This is a genomic window from Streptomyces sp. NPDC020489 (genome assembly GCF_044386545.1).
Taxonomy (GTDB): Bacteria; Actinomycetota; Actinomycetes; order Streptomycetales; family Streptomycetaceae; genus Streptomyces.
Window position 1 is genome coordinate 585415 of record NZ_JBIRUZ010000004.1, and the last position, 18593, is coordinate 604007.

The 18593-nt window shown below is 72.1% G+C and carries 15 protein-coding genes; 8 read left to right on the top strand and 7 right to left on the bottom strand.

From position 1 onward, the window contains the following. The first annotated feature begins 51 nt into the window (after nucleotides 1–51). The 6 genes from ACH41F_RS13290 (at nucleotide 52) to ACH41F_RS13315 (ending at nucleotide 8755) form a co-directional block, all read left to right on the top strand. Nucleotides 52–1026, top strand: coding sequence for an NAD-dependent epimerase/dehydratase family protein (locus ACH41F_RS13290; RefSeq protein ID WP_398835146.1), 975 nt, complete (start codon nucleotides 52–54; stop codon nucleotides 1024–1026). Further along, nucleotides 1023–2162 (top strand): DegT/DnrJ/EryC1/StrS family aminotransferase, encoded by a 1140-nt coding sequence (locus tag ACH41F_RS13295; protein WP_398835149.1) that lies wholly within the window; start codon nucleotides 1023–1025, stop codon nucleotides 2160–2162. The genes ACH41F_RS13290 and ACH41F_RS13295 overlap by 4 nt, the downstream gene beginning before the upstream one ends. Further along, nucleotides 2159–2848 (top strand): acetyltransferase, encoded by a 690-nt coding sequence (locus ACH41F_RS13300; RefSeq protein ID WP_398835152.1) that lies wholly within the window; start codon nucleotides 2159–2161, stop codon nucleotides 2846–2848. Before ACH41F_RS13295 ends, ACH41F_RS13300 begins: the two co-directional genes overlap by 4 nt. Beyond that, the gene (locus tag ACH41F_RS13305) at nucleotides 2845–3963 is read left to right on the top strand and encodes a DegT/DnrJ/EryC1/StrS family aminotransferase (protein WP_398835155.1); all 1119 of its coding nucleotides are present in this window, start codon (nucleotides 2845–2847) and stop codon (nucleotides 3961–3963) included. The genes ACH41F_RS13300 and ACH41F_RS13305 overlap by 4 nt, the downstream gene beginning before the upstream one ends. A 68-nt stretch (nucleotides 3964–4031) precedes the next feature. Then, complete coding sequence (locus ACH41F_RS13310; protein ID WP_398835157.1) at nucleotides 4032–7634, top strand: DUF4082 domain-containing protein; 3603 nt, start codon at nucleotides 4032–4034, stop codon at nucleotides 7632–7634. A gap of 74 nt (nucleotides 7635–7708) precedes the next feature. Next, the gene (locus ACH41F_RS13315; RefSeq protein ID WP_398835160.1) at nucleotides 7709–8755 is read left to right on the top strand and encodes a glycosyltransferase family 2 protein; all 1047 of its coding nucleotides are present in this window, start codon (nucleotides 7709–7711) and stop codon (nucleotides 8753–8755) included. Nucleotides 8756–8793: 38 nt separating this feature from the next. Here the strand turns inward: ACH41F_RS13315 and ACH41F_RS13320 are convergent, their stop codons facing one another. Then, complete coding sequence (locus ACH41F_RS13320; RefSeq protein ID WP_398835163.1) at nucleotides 8794–9462, bottom strand: hypothetical protein; 669 nt, start codon at nucleotides 9460–9462, stop codon at nucleotides 8794–8796. A gap of 80 nt (nucleotides 9463–9542) precedes the next feature. On the opposite strand from ACH41F_RS13320, the gene ACH41F_RS13325 reads away from it, so the two are divergent. After that, nucleotides 9543–11570, top strand: coding sequence for an O-antigen ligase family protein (locus ACH41F_RS13325; RefSeq protein WP_391238714.1), 2028 nt, complete (start codon nucleotides 9543–9545; stop codon nucleotides 11568–11570). After that, nucleotides 11567–12466, top strand: coding sequence for a glycosyltransferase family 2 protein (locus tag ACH41F_RS13330; protein ID WP_398835166.1), 900 nt, complete (start codon nucleotides 11567–11569; stop codon nucleotides 12464–12466). The genes ACH41F_RS13325 and ACH41F_RS13330 overlap by 4 nt, the downstream gene beginning before the upstream one ends. Before the next feature lie 66 nt (nucleotides 12467–12532). Here the strand turns inward: ACH41F_RS13330 and ACH41F_RS13335 are convergent, their stop codons facing one another. The 6 genes from ACH41F_RS13335 to ACH41F_RS13360 all read right to left on the bottom strand — a co-directional run bounded on the left by ACH41F_RS13335 (nucleotide 12533) and on the right by ACH41F_RS13360 (nucleotide 18566). Then, a complete protein-coding gene (locus ACH41F_RS13335) occupies nucleotides 12533–13519 on the bottom strand; it encodes an SAM-dependent methyltransferase (protein ID WP_398835169.1) in 987 nt (328 codons plus the stop codon). After that, a complete protein-coding gene (locus ACH41F_RS13340; protein WP_391238706.1) occupies nucleotides 13513–14190 on the bottom strand; it encodes a class I SAM-dependent methyltransferase in 678 nt (225 codons plus the stop codon). The genes ACH41F_RS13335 and ACH41F_RS13340 overlap by 7 nt, the downstream gene beginning before the upstream one ends. Before the next feature lie 63 nt (nucleotides 14191–14253). Continuing rightward, nucleotides 14254–15054 (bottom strand): glycosyltransferase family 2 protein, encoded by an 801-nt coding sequence (locus tag ACH41F_RS13345; RefSeq protein ID WP_398835172.1) that lies wholly within the window; start codon nucleotides 15052–15054, stop codon nucleotides 14254–14256. After that, on the bottom strand, nucleotides 15051–16145 hold the full coding sequence (locus ACH41F_RS13350; protein WP_391238698.1) for a hypothetical protein: 1095 nt from the start codon (nucleotides 16143–16145) through the stop codon (nucleotides 15051–15053). The genes ACH41F_RS13345 and ACH41F_RS13350 overlap by 4 nt, the downstream gene beginning before the upstream one ends. A gap of 5 nt (nucleotides 16146–16150) precedes the next feature. Next, nucleotides 16151–17734: an oligosaccharide flippase family protein gene (locus ACH41F_RS13355; RefSeq protein ID WP_398835175.1), complete on the bottom strand. Its 1584-nt coding sequence runs from the start codon at nucleotides 17732–17734 to the stop codon at nucleotides 16151–16153. After that, a complete protein-coding gene (locus tag ACH41F_RS13360; protein WP_391238693.1) occupies nucleotides 17697–18566 on the bottom strand; it encodes a chain length determinant protein in 870 nt (289 codons plus the stop codon). The genes ACH41F_RS13355 and ACH41F_RS13360 overlap by 38 nt, the downstream gene beginning before the upstream one ends. Nucleotides 18567–18593: the final 27 nt, after the last annotated feature.

Consider the following 18593-nt stretch of genomic DNA (forward strand, 5'->3'; position numbering starts at 1 on the left):
TCAGGCCCGGCCGCACGGCAGCACGGGCAACTCATTGAGAGGGCACAGCAGTTGAGCAGCGTACGTGGCAAGAAGATCCTGGTCACCGGGGGAGCGGGCACCATCGGCTCCCACCTGGTCGACCTGCTGGCCGAGGGCGGCGCCCGCGAGATCGTCGTACTCGACAACTTCGTGCGCGGACGCCGGGCCAACCTCGCGAAGGCCCTGCCCAGCGGCGTGGTGGAGGTCGTCGAGGGCGACATCCGGGACGTCGACACCGTCAAGAAGGTCACCGAGGGCGCCGACCTGGTGTTCCACCTCGCCGCGATCCGCATCACCCAGTGCGCCGAGGAGCCCCGGCTCGCCAACGAGGTGCTGGTCGACGGCACCTTCAACGTGCTGGAGGCGGCGGCCGCGGCCGGCGTCGGCAAGGTGATCGCCTCCTCCTCGGCGTCCGTCTACGGCATGGCCGAGGTCTTCCCGACCACCGAACGCCACCACGCCTACAACAACGACACCTTCTACGGCGCCGCCAAGGCCTTCAACGAGGGCATGCTGCGCAGCTTCCACGCCATGTACGGCCTCGACTACGTGGCGCTGCGCTACTTCAACGTCTACGGCCCCCGGATGGACATCCACGGCCTCTACACCGAGGTGCTCATCCGCTGGATGGAGCGCATCGAGGCGGGCGAGCCGCCGCTGATCCTCGGCGACGGCACCCAGACCATGGACTTCGTCGACGTGCGCGACATCGCCAGGGCCAACGTCCTGGCCGTCGAGTCGGACGTCACCGACGAGGTGTTCAACATCGCCAGCGGAACCGAGACCTCCCTGCGCGACCTCGCCGACGGACTGCTGGTGGCCATGGGCGCCGAGGGACTGGAGCCCGTGCACGGGCCCGCCCGCTCGGTGAACTCGGTGGTGCGCCGGCTCGCCGACACCACCCATGCGGCCGAACGGCTCGGCTTCACCGCGGAGATCGACCTGCGCACGGGCCTGAAGGACCTGGTCCAGTGGTGGCGCGCCGAGCGGGAGGCCGCCCGGTGACGACCGACCGCATCCCGGTGATGATCCCCTGGCTCGGCGCGGAGGAGGCCCAGGCCGCCTCCGAGGCGGTGCTGTCCGGCTGGGTCGCCCAAGGACCCCGGGTCGCCGCCTTCGAGCGGACCTTCGCCGAGCGGGTGGGCGCCGAGCACGCCGTCGCGGTCAGCTCCTGCACCACCGCCCTGCACCTGGCGCTCGTCGCCCTCGGACTGGGCCCCGGGGACGAGGTCGTGGTGCCCTCGCTGTCGTTCATCGCCACCGCCAACGCCGTACGGTACGTCGGTGCCGAGCCGGCCTTCGCCGACGTGGACCTCGCCACCGGCAACCTCACCCCGGCCACGATCGACGCGGCCCGCACCCCGCGCACCCGGGCCGTCCTCGCCGTCCACCAGGGCGGCGTACCGGCCGACGTGCACGCCCTGCGCGCCGCCTGCGCCGAGTGGGACCTGCCGCTGGTCGAGGACGCGGCCTGCGCCATCGGCTCGACCGTCGGCGGCAAGCCCGTGGGGCACGGCGCGCTGCTCGCCGCCTGGTCCTTCCACCCCCGCAAGCTCGTCACCACCGGCGAGGGCGGCATGGTCACCACCGACGACGCCGAGTGGGCCACCCGGCTGCGCCGGCTGCGCGAGCACGGCATGAACGCCTCCGCGGCGGAGCGGCACGCGAGCAACCAGCCCGTTCTGGAACGGTACCTGGAGGTCGGCTTCAACTACCGGATGACCGACATCCAGGCCGCCGTCGGACTGGTCCAGCTCGGCAAGCTCGACGCGATGATCGCCCGCCGCCGCGAACTCGCCGCGCGCTACGACGCGTTGCTGCGTGACGTCCCGGGCCTCACCCCGGTGGCGGATCCCGCGCACGGGCAGAGCAACTTCCAGTCGTACTGGGTCCTGCTCGCCGAGGACTTCCCCGTCGGCCGGGACGCCCTGCTCGCCGCGCTCGCCGATGCCGGGGTCTCCGCCCGCCGCGGGATCATGGCCGCGCACCTCGAACCCGCCTACGCGGACCACCCGAGCAGGCCGCTGCCGGTCACCGAGCGGATCAGCGGCGCCTCGCTGATCCTGCCGCTGTTCCACACGATGACCGAGGCCCAGCAGGACCGTGTCGTCGCCGCCCTGCGCGAACAGGCGCGCGGATGACCGGACTTGTCATCGTCGGGGCGGGCGGGTTCGCCCGGGAGACCGCGCAGGCCGTGGTGGACGCGGGCGAGTTCGACCTGCTCGGACACCTCGACGACAACGCGGAGCTGCACGGGACCGAGGTGGACGGCGTGCCCGTCCTCGGCGGCTGCGACCTGGTCCACGACCTGCCCGGGGCCCTCGCGGTGATCTGCGTCGGCAACCCGCGGGACTACGCGGCCCGGGCCCGCCTGGTCCGCCGCCTCGGCCTGCCCGCGGAGCGCTACGCGACCGTGGTCCACCCGACGGCGGCGGTCTCGGCGACCTCGCGGATCGGGCCCGGCTCGGTGCTCCTCGCACACTGCGTGCTGACCGCCGCCGTGCGGGTGGGCGCGCATGTCGCGGTGATGCCGCACGTCGTCCTCACCCACGACGACGTGGTCGAGGACCACGCCACCCTCACCTCGGGCGTCCGCCTGGGCGGGGGCGTCCGCCTGGAGCGGGGCGCCTATGTCGGCTCCGGCGCCCTGGTCCGGGAAGGCACCACGATCGGCGCCTGGTCGCAGATCGGCATGGGGAGCAGCGTGCTCGGCGACGTACCGCCGGGCGAGGTCTGGGTGGGGAGCCCGGCCCGACGGCTGCGGGAGGCGGGCACGCCCGCGCTGGACGAACTCGCGACACCGACAGTGGGGGGACCACTCAGATGAACCGGATACCGCTGGTGGACCTCAAGGCGGCCCATGAGGAGGTCGCCGACGAGGTACGGGCCGGATTCGACCGGGTGCTGGCCGACACCGCGTTCGTCGGCGGCGACGAGGTCCGCGGCTTCGAGCGCGAGTACGCCGACTTCGGCGGGGTCGCGCACTGCGTGGGCGTCGCCAACGGCACCGACGCCCTCGAACTCGCACTGCGCGCACGCGGGGTCGGGCCCGGCGACGAGGTCGTCGTGCCCGCCAACACCTTCATCGCCACCGCGGGCGCGGTCGCCCGGACCGGCGCACGACCGGTCCTCGCCGACTGCCGGCCCGACAGCCACCTGCTCGACCCGCAGGCGGCACTGGACGCGGTCGGACCCGCCACCCGCGCGGTCGTCCCGGTGCACCTGTACGGGCAGATGGCCGACATCGCCGCCCTCTCGGGCCACCTGCCCGAGCGGGTCCGGATCGTCGAGGACGCCGCCCAGTGCCAGGGCGCGAGCCGCGACGGCCGCACCCCGGGCAGCGGCCAGATCGCCTCCACCAGCTTCTACCCGGGCAAGAACCTGGGCGCCTACGGCGACGCGGGCGCCGTGCTGACCGACGACGAGGACGCGGCCGCGCTGACCCGGGCGATCGGCAACCACGGCGGTGTCGCCAAGTACCGCCACGACGTCCCCGGCTTCAACAGCCGACTGGACGGGCTCCAGGCCGTCGTCCTGCGGGCGAAGCTGGCCCGGCTGGCGGACGGCAACGCGGCACGGCGCGCGGCCGCCGCCCGCTACGACACCCTGCTCGCCGACCTGGCGGCCACCGGACGCGTCGTGCTCCCGGTGACCGAACCCGGCAACGTCCACGTCTGGCACCTCTACGTCGTCCAGGTCGCCGACGCGGACCGCGACGACGTCGTCGGCAAGCTCAACGCCGAGGGCATCGGCGCCGGGGTGCACTACCCCGCACCGGTCCACCTCACCCCGGCCTACCGCCATCTCGGGTACGCCCGGGGCGACTTCCCGCACGCCGAACGCGCGGCGGACCGGATCCTGTCGCTCCCGCTCTACCCGCAGATCACCCCCGACCAGCAGCAGCGCGTCGTGGACACGCTCACCCACGCCCTGCGCGCCTGACCTTCACGGTCCCACGCTCCACCCCGACTTCACGGGGCGCTCCTGCACAGCACCGCTGAGAGGTACACATGAACAGATGGAGCAGACGGCTCCGGGGCGGGCGCCTCGCCGTCGTCGCGGCAATGGTATGGGCGGTGCTCCCGCAGGTGGGGACGGCCCAGGCGGCGTCCGACCCGTGCGGGTCCGGCTCGAACCCGATCGTCTGCGAGAACTCCAAGGCGGGCAGCCCCATGTCCGACTGGTACTCGCCCAACTCCTACGGTGACATCAAGGGGTTCACCACCAAGGAGAGCGTCCAGGCGGGCGACACCGTCCAGTTCAAGATCCAGTCGAAGACCCCGTACCAGATCCAGATCTACCGGCTCGGCTGGTACGGCGGCGACGGCGCCCGCCAGATCTCCACCGCCGCCCAGGCGGCCGTGACCTACCCGGCGAACTACACCAACAACCCCGCCAGTTGCAGCACCAAGGCGGCCACCGGGCTGGTCGACTGCGGCAACTGGCCGGTGACCGCGACCTGGACGGTACCCGGCGACGCCGTCTCCGGCCTCTACATCGCGAACCTGACGCAAACGGACGGCGACGGCCTGATGCCGTACCCGTTCGTCGTCCGCAAGGACGCCAGCACCTCCGACATCGTCGTGCAGACCAGCGACCAGACCTGGCAGGCGTACAACGACTACGGCGGCCAGGACCTGTACGGTGGCGCCGGACCCGCGCCCGACGGCCGGGCCTACGAGGTCAGCTACAACCGGCCGTTGGACATCGGCGGCGACAACGGCATCTACGGATCCGAGTTCATGATGCTGTCCTGGCTGGAACGCAACGGCTACGACGTCAGCTACCTCTCCGGCGTGGACGTGTCGAACAACGGCGCCACCCTGCTGAAGAAACACAAGGTGTACCTGTCCTCCGGGCACGACGAGTACTGGACTCAGAGCCAGTACAGCAACGTCCTGGCGGCCCGCAAGGCCGGTGTCCGGCAGGCGTTCTTCAGCGGCAACGAGGTGTTCTGGAAGACCCGTCTGACCCCGAGCATCGACGGCACCAACAGCTCCAGCCGCACCATGGTCTGCTACAAGATGACCAAGATGGTGCAGAACAACGGCGTCGCCGATCCCAGCGGCGAGTGGACCGGCACCTGGATGGACCCCAAGAGCACCGAGTACGGCCAGTCCTACCAGCCGCCGAACATCCTCACCGGCTCCATGTTCACCGTGAACGGCTACCGCGCCGACGCCATCACCGTGCCCGGCTCGTACGGCAAGAACCGGCTCTGGCGCAACACCTCCGTCGCGAACCTCACCTCGGCCCAGACCGCGACCTTCCCGGCCGGCACCCTCGGCTACGAGTGGGACAGCGACCTCGACAACAGCACCCGCCCCGCCGGAGCGATCCACCTGTCCTCCACGACGGTCGACATCGACGACGGCAAGCTCCGGCTCGACTGGGGCAACATGTACGGCAACGGCACCGCCACGCACAACCTCGTGGAGTTCCGCGACCAGGACTCCGGGGCCCTGGTGTTCGGGGCCGGCACCGTGCAGTGGTCGTGGGGCCTGACCAACCTGCCGACGTACGACCCCGACGACGTGGTCGTCACCGAGGACGTCCGGATGCAGCAGGCGACCGTGAACGTCCTCGCCGACATGGGAGTCCAGCCGCTGACCCGGCAGAGCAACCTCGTCGCCGCCACCGCCTCCACCGACTCCACGGGCCCGGCCATCACCGTCTCCAGCCCGGCGGGCGGAGCCACCGTCCCGGCGCTCAAGCCGGTCACCATCAAGGGCACCGCCGCCGACTCGGGCGGGGGAGTGGTGGCCCGCGTGGAGATCTCCACCGACGGCGGGACGACCTGGAAGGCCGCCACCGGCCTGACGTCCTGGAGCTACAGCTGGACCCCGACGGCACCCGGCGCGGCCTCCCTCAAGGTCCGCGCGGTCGACGACAGCGTCAACATCGGCGCCGTCACCACCATCCCGATCACCGTCGGGCCGCAGGCCTGCCCCTGCACCATCTGGCCGGCCACGGCCGTCCCCGGCACCGTCAACGCGGGTGACGGCGGACCGCTGGAGATCGGCGTCAAGATCCGTACCACGGCGGCCGGTTCGATCACCGGCGTGCGCTTCTACAAGTCGCCCGCCAACACCGGCACCCACACCGGCAGCCTGTGGAGCGCCTCCGGCACCCGCCTGGCCACCGGCACCTTCACCAACGAGACCGCCTCCGGCTGGCAGCAGCTGAACTTCGCCACCCCGGTCAGCGTCAAGGCCAACACCACCTACGTCGCCTCGTACTTCGCCCCCAACGGCGGATACTCCTACGACGCCGGCTACTTCTCGGGCAGCGACGCGGGCCTCGCCCCGCTCACCGCCCTGAAGTCCGGCACCGACGGCGGCAACGGCGTCTACCGCTACACCTCCACCAGCGCCTTCCCGTCCTCGCAGTCCAGCGGCAGCAACTACTGGGTCGACGTGGTCCTGGACACCTCCACCGCCAGCACGACCCCGCCCACCGTCACCACCACCACCCCGAAGTCCGGGGCGACCGGGGTGTCGATCACGGCACCGGTGACCGCCGACTTCAGCGCGGCCATCGACGCCGACAACCTGACGTTCACCCTGAAACGACCGGACGGCACCAGCGTGCCGGGCGCCAGGACCCTGCCCGCGGCGAACGAGGTCACCTTCACCCCGTCGTCGCAGCTGGAGCTCAACACCACCTACACCGCCTCCGTCCAGGCCTCCGACGTCTGGGGCAACGCGATGGCGAACCCGGTGACCTGGTCCTTCACCACCAGCTCCACCCCGCCTCCGGTCACCTGCCCGTGCTCGCTGTGGAAGCCCTCCACCGTGCCGGCCACCACCGCGGTCATCGGCGACCCCAACTCCGTCGAGCTGGGCACCCGGTTCACCTCCTCCGCGAACGGCTGGATCACCGGCGTCACCTTCTACAAGGGCGCCACCAACACCGGCACCCACACCGGCAGCCTGTGGGCGGACGACGGCACACTGCTCGCCACCGGGACCTTCACCGCCGAATCGGCGTCCGGCTGGCAGCAGATGACCTTCGCGACACCGGTGGCCGTCACCGCGGGCACCGCGTACGTGGCCTCCTACCACGCGCCGAACGGCAACTACGCGGTGGACGGCGGCTACTTCGCCTCGGCCCACCAGTCGTATCCGCTGACCGCCACCGCCGACACCACCGCCCACCACAACGGGCTCTACAAGTACGGTGCCACCACGGCCTTCCCCACCGGTTCCTACGGCTCCGCCAACTACTGGGTGGGCCCGCTGTTCACCGCCGACAACCCCAGCGCCGCACAGGCGCCGGGGACCTCGGAGGTGGCCTCGTCCACGGTGGAGTCCACCGCGGACCAGGACAGCCCGCTGGTGATGACCGTGCCCGCCTCGGCCAAGCCGTCCTCGGTCGAGGCGAGCCTGACCGTCCTGCCGGGCGCCAAGGCGGAACAGGCCAGGAAGCTCAAGGCCGACGCCGTCGCCTCCTACGACCGGGCCACCCACAAGGTGACCGTCCACCTCACCACCCCGCTGCCGGACGGCACCAGGTTCCGGGTCACGGTGACGGCCAGGGACGGCAAGCAGCACGAGATCACGTCCCGTAGCTGGACCCTGACCAGCAAGTCCGTCCGCACGAAGAAGAACTGACCGACCAGAACCCACCGGGGGTGGCCCGCGCCGGGCACGGCGCGGACCACCCCCGGGGATTGGCTTCCCCACCGATGAGCACCGTCAGTGTTGTCATCCCCTGCTACAAGTACGGCCACTTCCTGGCCGACTGCGTCAGCAGCGTCCTGGACGAGCAGGACGGCGTAGACGTCCGGGTCCTCATCATCGACGACGCCTCGCCCGACGACTCGGCGGAGACCGCCCGCAAGCTGGCGGCCTCCGACCCGCGCATCGACGTCCACGTCCACCCGGTCAACAAGGGCCACATCGCCACCTACAACGAGGGCCTGCTGGAATGGGCCGACGGCGACTACGTGGCCCTGCTCTCGGCCGACGACCGACTGGTGCCCGGCGCCCTGGTCCGGGCCGCCGCCCTGCTGGACGCCCACCCCGAGGCCGGGTTCGCCTACGGACACCCCCTGCGCTTCCAGCACGGCGGACCCCTGCCGACCGCCCGCACCCGCAGCACCGGCACCACCGTCTACCCCGGGCACTGGTGGCTGGAGCGCCGCTTCCGCGAGGGCACCGGCTGCATCACCTCGCCCGAGGTAGTCGTCCGCACCAGCCTGCAACGCGAGGTGGGGGGCTACGACCCGGCCCTTCCGCACGCCGGCGACATCGAGATGTGGATGCGGCTCGCCGCACACGCCGACGTCGGCTACATCCGTGGCGCCGACCAGGCCTTCTACCGCGTCCACGGCAACAACATGTCCACCACCGACTTCGGCGGCCAGCTCGACGACCTGCGCCAGCGCCTGGTGGCCTTCGACTCGGTGCTCGCCAAGTGCGCCGACCGGCTGCCGCACGCCGACCGCCTCGCCGAACAGGTCCACACCCGGCTCGCCCGCTACGCGCTGCGCCGCGCCTACCGCGCCTACGACCGGGGCCGCACGGCCGTCGTACCGGTCGAGGAGTGCGTGGCCTTCGCCGCGGAGTGCCTGCCGGGGTACGCGGCGCTGCCGGAGTACCGGGCGCTGCGCCTGAGACGGCGGATCGGCCCGAAAGCCATGCCCTACCTCCAGCCGCTGGTGTGGTCGGCCGTGGCCGAGCGCGGCCGGGAGTGGCTGTGGTGGGAGTCCTGGAAGCGCCGCGGGATCTGATGCACATGCCCCACTGGTACGAGACCGCGCGCGGTCGCTCAGCCCCCGACCGGGACCCGTTCGGCGCGGGGGAGTCGCTCCGGCTCCCCCAGGGCCCTGCGGCGGCGCAGCGCGAACTGGTCGACCCACAGCGCGCCCAGGATCCCGGCGGTCGCCCCGAGCAGCGCGACACCCGCCAGCGCGCGGCTCTTGGTGCCCTGCACCAGGGCGGCGCTCGGGGCGACCAGGACCGACGCGCTGATCCGCGACCCGGCCGCGACGCCCTGCGCGTCCTGGACCTCGGCCACATGCCGCGCGTACACCTCGATGACCTGCCCGACCGCCGTGTCGGCCGCCACCGCGGAACCCCGGCGCGCCTGCACCTGCACAGACGGGATCAGATAGCGCGGGGTCGCGCTGGTGCCGCTGTTGCGCGGGATCAGCTGGTAGCCGCCGTGGACACCGGCCGCCTCCAACTCCGCGTGCCCGGCGGGCGACTGGAGCTGCTGGATCACCCCGTACGACAGCGTGGCCAGCGGGGGCTGGAGGTTGGTCAGCTGGTTCGGCTGGTTGCCCGTCACCGGCGGTTTGAGGACGACCACGGCCGAACTCAGGTACTCGGGGGCGGGCCGCAGCACCGGGTAGGCTCCGGCGGCCGTCAGCACGAGCGCGAGCAGCAGGACGTACCAGCGGCGGAGCAGCGCTTCGGCGACGTCACGAGGCGACACAGGCAATCCTTCCGTCGCCACCGATCCTCGCAGGCACCGGGACGAGTCACCACCGAATCGGCAAACCGGGGGGAGTGGGCATGAGCCTCGGCGACCTCCTGGCGATCATGCGCAGGCGCTGGTACTTCATGGTGCCGCTGACCCTGCTGAGCCTTCTCGCGGGCGGCTACTTCTACCGGACCGTCCCCGTGTCCTACGAGTCCCAGAGCTCGGTGACGCTGCTCGACTCCACCGCCATCGCGGAGTTGGCGCCGACCTTCGGCAACCCCCTGTCGAACGCGGGCGGTTCACTGGTCGTGACCGCCGACGTGCTGATCAGGACGCTCCAGTCGGGCGACTCGGCGAAGGAACTGCACTCCCGGGGCGTCACCGACCGCTACACCGTCGGGTTCGCCCCGGACGCCGACAGCCCGCTGCTCACCCTGAGCGTCACCGGCACCGACCAGAAGAAGGTGCTCCACGAGACCACCGTCCTCACCGACTTCGCCGGCGAGCAGCTCAAGGCCCTCCAGGCCGCCTCCAAGGTGCCGAAGACGTACGTGGTGCAGACCGCGCCCGTCGTCCTGCCGCAGACCCCGGTCTCGGAGCCCAAGAGCCGCTATCAGAGCATCGCGGCGGTCGTCATCGTCGGGCTCGTCAGCGCGTTCCTGCTGTCCATCCTCGCCGAGGGCGTCGCGGTGGTCCGCCGCCGGGGCCGGGCCCCGGCCGGATACCTGCCCCGCCGCCACCGCCGGCGTTCCCCCGACCGGGCCCCCAAGGGCCTGCTGGTGCGCAGGCTCGACGCCACGACCGTCCTCACCGGCTATCTGGCGCTGGCCTTCTTCGTACCCTCGAACCTCACGCTGCCCGCGCTGGGCGGCGTCGGTACCCCGGCCAATGTCTTCGCCCTGCTCGGCCTGCTGTGGTACCTGGCGACCTGGCTCGGCGGCCGGATCGTCCCCGCGAAGGGCACCCGGCTGCCACGCGTGGTGATGTGCCTGCTCGCGGCGGCGGTGCTCCTGTCGTATCTCGCGAACGCGACCCGCGACAGCACCCACGCGGAGATCCTCGGGGCCGACCGCGGGCTCATCGGGCTCGGGGTGTGGATCGCGCTGGTGGTGCTGGCCTCGGCCGGCATCCAGGAGCGCGCCCGGCTGGAGACGCTGATGCGCCGCCTGGTCGTCCTCGGCACGGTGGTCGCCCTCATCGGCTACTACGACTTCTTCGCCGCGACCAACATCGCCGACTCCATCCACGTCCCCGGCCTCCAGTCGAGCTCCGCCGGGATCAGCGCCATGGACCGCGGCTCGTTCACCCGGCCGCGCTCGACCACCGCCCATCCCCTGGAGTTCGGCGGCATGCTGGCCATCCTCGTCCCCTTCGCCGTCCACCAGGCGTTCGACCCGGTGCGACGCCACGCGGGCGCCCTGCGCCGCTGGGCGCCGGTCGCCGTCATGGCGGGCGCGCTGCCGCTGACGGTGTCCCGGACGTCCATCATCGGCGCCCTCATCGTGATCCTGGTGATGGTGCCCCGCTGGAAGCCGCAGCGCCGCTGGGCCGCCATCGGACTGATCGTGGGCTCGGTCGCCGGGTTCAAGGTCATCATCCCCGGGCTGATCGGCACCATCACCAACCTCTTCGCCAGCTTCCTGGCGGGCTCCGACAGCAGCACCCAGGCGCGCACCGTGAAGTACAGCGCCATCGTCCCCTACCTCGAGGAACACCCCTGGTTCGGGCGCGGGTTCGGCACCTTCACCCCCGACCTGTACTTCTTCACGGACAACCAGTACATGCTGACCCTGGCCGAGATGGGCGTCCTGGGGCTGGTCGCGCTGCTCGCCCTGTTCGTCACCGGCATCCACACCGGCGGCGCCGTCCGCCGACTCGCCCGCAACGACTCGGACCGCGAGCTGGGCCAGGCGTTCCTCGCCTCGGCCCTGGTCGCCCTGGTCATCAGCGCCACCTTCGACGCGCTGAGCTTCCCCATGTACGCCGGGATGTTCTTCCTGGTCCTGGGCGCCGGCGGCAGCTACCTCGGCTTCATCCGCCGCGAGGCGGCCGAGGCGGCGGCGCCCGTGACCGGTGCGGAGCCCGAAGCCCGCGTCCCCGAACTCGTGGAGTCCCGATGAGCACCGTCGCCGTCATCGTCGTCACCTGGAACAGCGCGTCGGTGCTCCCCGGGTTCCTCGCCGCGCTGCCCGAGGGCATGGCAGGCCTCGACTGGCGGCTCGTCGTCGCCGACAACGACTCCGCCGACGACACCGTGGAGGTGCTGCGGACTCTGGCCCCCGAGGCCACGGTCGTCTCGACCGGGCGCAACGCCGGGTACGCGGCCGGGGTCAACGCGGCGATCTCCGCCGCCGGGGAGTACGGGTCCGTTTTGATCTGCAACCCGGACATCCGGATGCGGCAGGGCTGCGCCAAACGGCTCGTCGACAGCCTCGGGCAGGGCGTCGGCATCGCCGTCCCCCTCCTCTACGAGGACGGCGCGGACACGCCCCACCACTCCCTGCGCCGTGAGTCGACCGTGCTGCGGGCGCTCGGCGAGGCCGTCATCGGCAACCGCCGGGCCGGTCGCTTCCCGGCGCTGAGCGAACTGGTCACCGACCCCGACGCCTACCGTCGGCCCACCCGCGCGGACTGGGCGACCGGTGCGCTCATGGCCGTCTCGGGGGAGTGCCTGGCGGACTGCGGCCCCTGGGACGAGTCCTTCTTCCTGTACTCGGAGGAGACCGAGTTCTGCCTGCGGGCACGGGACCTGGGCCACGCGACCCGACTGGAGCCGGCGGCCGAGGCGGTGCACCTGGGCGGCGAGTCCCAGGTGTCGCCCCGGCTGTGGTCCCTGCTGACCCTCAACAGGGTCCGCCTGTACGGGCGCAGGCACGGCGCCCTCGCCACGGCGGCCTTCCGCGGCGCGGTCCTGCTCCGGGAGACCTCCCGCGCGGCGCTGGGCCGCAAGGCGAGCCGAGCGGCGGTCGGCGCTCTGGTCAGGCCGGGAGCCCTGCGAAAGACACCCGGCCCATGACGCGCGCCCGAAGGGCCGCGGGGAGCCGCGCGACCAGCCCCCACGACCCCGCAGCCGCCCGGCGACCTAACCCGGTGCCCCCACCGGGCGGCACACCATCGCGACGAAGTCGTGCCCGATCTCCGGCAGCGCCGCGTCCTCGATGGCGAAGCACCGCTCCAGCAGCTCCAGTGTCTCCGGCTCGCCGTCCCGGAAGTTGTGCGCGATCCCGGAGAACGCGATGTGCAACACCGTCCCCCCGTAGGGGCGTTCCTCGACCACCTCGAAGTGCCGCCGCAGCCCCGGCAGCAAGGAGGCCGCGTCGACCGCCTCGGAGGGGTCGTCCAGCACCATGGACATCCGGCTCGGCCGCACCACGCGCCGCTTGACCCGCCCGTCCGCCAGCCGGCGCCGCTCCTCCGGCAGCTGGGCCAACAGCGCGTTGGCGGCTTCCAGTTGCCCGTCGGTCCACTGGAAGCGCGTGGGCCCGACGAACTCGTCGATCACGAACAGGCCGGCCGGTGCGATGAGTTGGGACAGTCGGGGCAGCGTCTCGGCGAGGTGGTCGAAGTGGTGCAGGGACTGAAGGCCCAGCAGGACGTCGAAGCGCTCCCCGTTGCTGGTCATCCGGTTGACGTCGGTGACCCGGAAGCGCAGCACGTCGGCGAGGCCCGCCTCCTCGGCGGACCGGGTGGCGAAGTCGATGCGCTGCTGCGCCACGTCCACGCCCTCCAGCAGACCGAACGCGCCGGTCCTCGCCCAGAGCAGCTCGTTGCCGCCGGTGCCGCACCCCAGGGACAGGCCGCGCAGGTCGGTGCGCGGCGCGAAGTGCCGGGCGGCGACGTACTCGGGGAAGGACGTCTCCGCGTCGCCGGTCATCAGCAGGTTCCACCGCTTGATCACCGAGGGGATCGCCCACCACTCGGTCAGCGAGGGGTCGACCCGGGACCAGTGCTGGACCACCCGGGCCCCGCCGCGCACCCGCAACTTGGCGAGCACGGGGTCGAGTTCGAGCTTGCGGACCTTGCGCAGCAGCCGGTCGGCGTCATGTCGGTTGACCAGGTTGTTCAGCATCCCCGCTCCGTTCTCACGGCGATCAGCGACTTGGTCGCGCCGAGCACCCGCTCGCTGAGGATCACCGAACGCGGGAACAGGTAGCGCATCTCGGCGCGGGTCAGGAGCTCGATGTTGATCACGGCGTCCATCGCCGACTCCGGGCTGTCGGGGCGGCTGTGGACGAGCGGCCAGTGCCGCACCAGACGGGCCCGGGCGGCGAGCGGCAGGAACTGGAAGCCGGGCGCCACGAAGTGCGGCTCGACGGGGAAGTAGCGGTACGGCGTCTGGATCCAGTGCAGCGGCGCCAGTTGCTCCACGGCGGCGACGAACTGCCGGCGCCGGCTGTGACCGCCCACGTGCTCGATGGTCGAGTTGGAGAACACCAGGTCGTAGCCGCCCTGATCGCTGAGCCGGGCGGCGACCTCGGGGTCGGTGACGTCGGCGTTCGCCGCGGTGATCCAGTCGGGCAGTTCGGCCGGGTGCGCCTCCAGGTTGATCAGGTGGACGTGCTTGGCGCGCACCGGGGCCCGCAGCCACATCTCGGCCGTTCCGCCCAGGTCGAGGACGCTCATGTTCTCGATGCCGGGGAAGCAGCGCCTGAACCGTTCCCAGCGGGCGATGCGGAGCCGTTCGCCGAGCGAGCCCGGTGCGTCGACGAACTTGTTTCTCAGGGCGCGGGATCGGGGCACGGGATCAACCACCTGTGGTCGTGAGTGAGGAGCGGGACGGGCGGGCCGGCTTCCACCGGTCTGTCACCAGCGGGTGTAGAAGCTGGCCGGATTCATCAGGTACCGGACGGTCGGGTACGGCACATGCCGCACCCGGTGCCTGCGGGCGTACCGCCGGATCAGCTCCCAGTCCTCCCGGGGCATCACCTCCGGGGTCCGGCGCAGGCGGCTGAAGCGCAGGGCACGGGTACGGCGGGCGACGAAGGCGTTGGTGTCCAGGAAGGACTCGCGGGCGGCCCGGCGCCGGTCGTAGGGCACGGAGAGGACGTCATGGTCCGTTCCGTCCGGCAGGACGCGGCGCAGCGCCGTGTAGACGCCGTCGGGGCCGCCGGGGGACTCGAGTACCTCCAGGGCGCGGGCGAGATGGTCCGGCTCCCACAGGTTGTCGTCGTCCAGGAACGCGACGTAGCGGGAGCGGGTCAGGCGGATGCCGACGTTGCGGACGACCCCGGCGGTGCCGGTGTTGGCGGCCAGGGAGACGGCGAACAGCCGTGGGTCGTCGGGGAGTTCGGGCAGGCCCGCGCCGTCGTCGACGACCATGACCACCTGGTCGGTGACGCTCTGGGACAGCGCCGAGCCGACCGCGGCCAGGAGCGCCTCGGGGCGCCGGTGGGTGGCGATCACCGTGGCGACCAGCGCGGAGGGCGGGGCGGGCAGGCCGGCGGCCAGGCGGCGGGTCTCGGCGTCCTCGGTCCGGCGCAGCCGCACCGCCGAGGGCGCCAGCAGGATCTTGTTCCGCGCCTCGAAGAGCACCAGCCAGCCGAACACCGCCTTCAGCAGCGTCCAGGGCGCCCGCGCCGTCCGGCGCGCCACGGTCCCGCTCACGCGGCGGGCTCCGGGGTGACCAGACGGCCGTCGGAGAGGCGGTTGTTGCGCCACACGTTCCCGGCGCCCTTGTCGTTCCAGTGCGCGACCACGCCGTAGCCGCCGGAGTTCGGGTGGTACTCCGTGGAGAAGATGTTGTCCGTCACCCTGATCCCGGTGGCGCCGGTGCTGCCGCCGTAGAGCGCGTAGGCGCCACCGGCGATCCAGTTGCGGTCGACGGTGACGTTGCGGACCACTCCGGTGTCCGCGAACAGGCCGATGCTCCCCGAGGCGCCCTGCTTGAGGCTGGTCTCGTTCAGGAGGGTGTTGTGGCGGATGATCAGGTGTCCGGTGTTGCCGCCGCCGCTGATCACCGCGTTGGTGTGCTGCCACTCGCCGCCCAGGTTGACGAACGGGGCGATGTCGTGGACGTAGTTGTCGTGCAGGTTGCCCTGCCCCATCGACAGGGCGTCGCCGAACACCGAGACGTCGCACCAGCCGACCTCGATGGAGCTGCCGCCCATGTTCGACACGGCGTAGTCGACGCCGCCGTTGTCCGGGCCCTTGCCGGGGACGGCGGTGATGGTGGTGTGCAGGACCTTCAGGCCGCTGAAGCCGGGGCGCAGGTTGATGCCCCACCAGCTGTCCGAGGTGATCCGGGAGTCGATGACGGTGACGTCGTCGGCGTAGATGTCGAGCGAGCCCTTGAGGTCCCAGCCGCGGATCACCGTGCCGCTTTTGCGGATGGCGAGGTAGCCGGTGTTGTGCGGGGTGAGCTTGGTCCGGTGGCCGGTGGTGTCGGCGTCGGGGAAGCCGCAGGCGCCGGGGGAGGGGCAGTCGGCCTTGGAGCGGGCCGTGGGCGTGCCGGTGGCACCGCTCGGCGCGGCCGGCTTGGAGGGCTGGACCGTCGGGGTCGGTGAGGTGGGGGTGGGCCGGCCCGTGGTCTCGCCGGCCGTGGACGGGGCGGTGGGGCCGGGTCCGGCCGAGGACGGGCTCGGCGAGCGGGGCGGGGAGGCCGACGTGTCCGCGCCCGAGCAGGACACGCCCAGCACCGCCAGTAAGACGGCGAGCAGGGGCCCCGCGAGTGCGTGACGGCTGGGACGCCGTGACATTGCGTTCACCTCATGTCCTGTCGGGTGGACCGGACCGGTGTGGACGAGCGGTGCCGGCCCCGCCGGGGACGGCCGCCGCGCTCGACGCCGCGCAGGAAGTCGCGGCTGGGCAGTACGCACACCGTGTAGCCGGCCAGAGCGATCGTGCTGAGGGCGAGAAGGGCGAGACGGCTGTCACCGAACCGGGGCTGAAGGACCAGGATGATCGCCGCCATCACGGCCCCGCCCAGGAACGGCCAGGCACAGGCCCTGGCGATCCGGCCGACGCCGATGCCGCCACGGCCCAGCGCGACCAGGAACACCGGCACCACCAGCCCGCCGGCGACCAGGACATGGGCCTGCGAGACGCCCACGATGCCGTTCAGGCGGGCGGCGGCCAGGAGCACCGGGACCAGCGCGACCAGCCACAGGCCCTGCACCAGGAACAGGGCGCGGCGCTGTCCGACCGCGACCAGGCAGTCGTAGGCGAGTTCGGAGCCGATGCGGATCAGGCCGAGGGCCATCAGCCAGGGCAGCGCGGCGGCGGCCGGGCCCCACCGGTCGCCGTAGATCAGCTCGATGACGGGCAGCGCGAGACCGCCCAGCAGGACGCAGAGCGGGACGGTGAGGGTGACCAGCAGACCGAGGGCGCGGCTGAAGCCCTGGGCGAGCGCCTGGGGCGACTCGGCGAGGCGGGAGAAGCCGGCGAAGGAGACCCGGCGGGCGGCCTCGGAGATGATCCGCACGGGCCAGCCGGAGATGTTGAAGGCGAGCACGTAGAACCCCAGCGAGACATTGCCCAGCGTCGCGCCCACCACCATGGTGTCGACGTTGATCACCGCGAGGGCCAGCATGCTCGCGCCCGCGAGGGGAAGGCCGAACCGCAGCAGCGCGCGGGCCTGTTCGGGGTCCCAGCCGTACTTCAGGGTGCCCGGGGCGGCCAGCGCGCAGCCGACGAGCGTCACGACGTTGCCCGCGACGGCCCCCCAGGCGAAGCTCATCGCGCCGTGGCCCTGGAAGGCGAGCAGCAGCGTCATCGAGGTGCCGACCACGAAGTTGAGCCCGTCGATGGCCATCCGCTTTCCCTGGGCGAACTCACGGGTGAGGAAGTGCCCGGGGACCTGGGCGATGCCGTCGATCAGCACGCACAGGCACATCACCCGCAGGACGTTCGCGGCGTCCGGCGAGCCGAGCAGCCCGGCCATCGTCGGGGCCGCCGCGAACAGGGCCGCGTACAGCAGGCCGCTGGAGAGGGTGCTGAGCGTCAGGACGGTCGGCGCGAAGCGGCGGGCGTCGCCCTCCCAGCGCACGATGGCCAGACCCACGCCCAGTTCGTTCGCCGACAGCAGGACCAGCAGCACGGTCTGGGCGACGCCGTACACGCCCCATTCCGCGGGGCCCAGGGCGAAGCGCGCCAGCACGATGCCGGTGGCGAAGTTGCCCAGGCGCATGACGACGGTGTTGATCAGGCTCCAGCGGGCCGCCGAACGGACCTTGCCGCCCAGGGTGGGAGCGGCGGCGGGAGCGGGGGCCTCGCGTGCGGGAGCGACCGGAGCGGGGGCGCCGCCCGTCTCACCGGTCCCGCTGCCCGGAGCGCGGGTGGTGTCCATGGGTCGACTCCTCGTCGAGCGGCTCGGCGGCGGACGCCACGGCCATGGCGGGCCGTGGCGCTTCGGGCTCGGCGGCCGGAGCGTCCTCGCGGGACCGCGTCCAGCTGGGCGGGCGCCGGATGGCGAGCGTCTCCTCCACCACCGTCTCCCCGGCCGGGGCAGCGGTGGCGGGGACGGGCGCCTGCGTGTCCGTGTCCGACTGCGCCCCCGGCTCCGTCCGCGGCTCGGCCGCGGGCCGCCTCTTGCGTGCCTCGACGTAGAAGACGGCGATCATGGCGAGGACGAAGCCTCCGCCGCCCGCCATGATCATGTACTCGAGCCGTGTCTTGGTCTGCGCCACCGGGGTCTGCGGGGAGACGATCGTCGTCATGCGGATCATGGCGTTCTCGGCGACCGACTGCTGTTCCTGGAACTCCCGCAGCCGCTCCTTGGCGTACGCCGTCAGGATGCGGTCCGAGGACAGCGTGGCCTTCTTGTCGGTGCCGGTGACGGTCAGCCAGAGCAGCGGCCCCTGCGCGTTGTCGGCGAGCTTGGCCTCGAAGGTGCCGGTCGCGCCCCGGGACTTGAGCTCCCGGACCGAGACGTCGGAGTTGAGGTTGCGGGCCAGGCTGTCGGCCATGCCGGTGAGCGAGGTCTGGGTGCTCAGATAGGGGTTGCCGTCATAAGCGACCGTCGCCTTCTGGGAGTTGAGGAGAACGACCGTGCTCTGCGACTGGTAGGTCACCGGGACCACCAGGACCACGGCGAAGGTCAGGCCCGCGGCCAGCAAGAGCCCGGGCAGCAGGACGTACCACCGCCTGCGCATGACCCGGAAGATCTCAGCGAGATCCATGACGGTCCCCCCTAGCGACCAGATGTT